This window comes from Ideonella sp. P3_A4 (assembly GCF_056403075.1).
In genome coordinates this window covers 1-1,747 of record NZ_JBFUGE010000932.1, presented here as the reverse complement: position 1 = coordinate 1,747, position 1,747 = coordinate 1, and the positions used below count along the sequence as shown (strand labels likewise).

Annotated in this window: 1 protein-coding gene; it reads left to right on the top strand. The window is 66.7% G+C overall.

From position 1 onward, the window contains the following. On the top strand, window positions 1–1,747 hold a 1,747-nt coding region (gene kdpB / locus AC1DYI_RS34570), incomplete at both ends, for a potassium-transporting ATPase subunit KdpB (protein ID WP_477208619.1).

Sequence of the window (1,747 nt, the reverse complement as noted above, 5' to 3'; positions counted from 1 at the left end):
GCTGTGGTTCACCGTGCTGTTCGCCAACTTCGCTGAAGCGCTAGCCGAAGGCCGCAGCAAGGCCCAAGCCGCCTCGCTGCGCGGGCTGAAGAAGAAGACCTGGGCCAAGAAGCTCGAAGGCAGTTTCACGCCCGGCATGCCGCGCACGTCGATGAAGTGGCACCCGCTGGAGGCCGACAACCTGCGCAAGGGCGACATCGTTCTGATCGAAGCGCAGGACGTCGTGCCGGCCGATGGTGAGGTCGTCGAAGGCGTGGCCTCAGTGGACGAAAGTGCCATCACCGGCGAATCGGCGCCGGTGATCCGTGAATCGGGCGGCGACTTCTCGGCCGTCACCGGCGGCACCCGCGTGCTGTCGGACTGGATCATCGTGCGCGTCACGGTCAATCCCGGCGAGACCTTCGTCGACCGGATGATCGCGATGGTCGAGAACGCCAAGCGCCAGAAGACGCCCAACGAGATCGCGTTGACGATCCTGCTGGTCGCGCTGACGATCGTGTTCCTCGGCGTCGTCGTCACGCTGCTGCCGTTCTCGCAGTTCAGCGTCGATGTCGCCGGCTCGGGCACCGCCGTGAGCCTGGTGGTGCTGATCGCGCTGCTGGTCTGCCTGATCCCGACCACCATCGCCGGCCTGCTGTCTGCCATCGGCGTGGCCGGCATGAGCCGCATGATGCAGGCCAATGTGATCGCCACTTCGGGCCGTGCGGTCGAGGCCGCGGGTGATGTGGACGTGCTGCTGCTGGACAAGACCGGCACCATCACGCTCGGCAACCGGCAGGCCAGCGCGTTCATGCCGGCACCGGGTGTCAAAGAAGCCGAACTGGCCGATGCGGCACAGCTCGCGTCGCTGGCTGACGAGACGCCGGAAGGCCGCAGCATCGTCGTGCTGGCCAAGCAGAAGTTCAACCTGCGCGAGCGTGATGTCGCCGCGCTGAACGCCCACTTCGTGCACTTCACTGCGCAAACCCGCATGAGCGGTGTCGATCTGCCGGCTGCCGCGAGCGGCGGTCCGGTGCGCCAGGTGCGCAAGGGGGCCGCCGAGGCGGTGCGCAAGCATGTCGAGGTGCTGGGCGGCCACTTCCCGGTGGCGCTGCAGACGCAGGTCGACGACGTGGCACGCCGCGGCAGCACGCCGCTGGTCGTGGCCGACGGTACCCGCGTGTTGGGCGTGATCGAGCTGAAGGACATCGTCAAGGGCGGCATCAAGGAACGCTTCGCCGAACTGCGCCGCATGGGCATCAAGACGGTGATGGTGACCGGCGACAACCGGCTGACCGCCGCTGCGATTGCTGCCGAAGCGGGTGTCGACGACTTCCTGGCCGAAGCCACGCCCGAAGCCAAGCTCAAGCTGATCCGCGAGCACCAAGCCGCGGGACGACTGGTCGCGATGACTGGCGACGGCACCAACGACGCCCCGGCCCTGGCGCAGGCGGATGTAGCGGTGGCGATGAACACCGGCACCCAGGCCGCGAAGGAGGCCGGCAACATGGTCGACCTCGACAGCAACCCGACCAAGCTGATCGAGATCGTCGAGACCGGCAAACAGATGCTGATGACGCGCGGCTCGTTGACGACCTTCTCGATCGCCAACGACGTGGCGAAGTACTTCGCCATCATCCCGGCGGCCTTCGTGACGACCTACCCGCAACTGGCGGCGCTGAACGTGATGGGGCTGGCCAGCCCGACCTCGGCGATCTTGTCGGCGGTGATCTTCAACGCGTTGATCATCGTCTTCCTGATCCCGCTG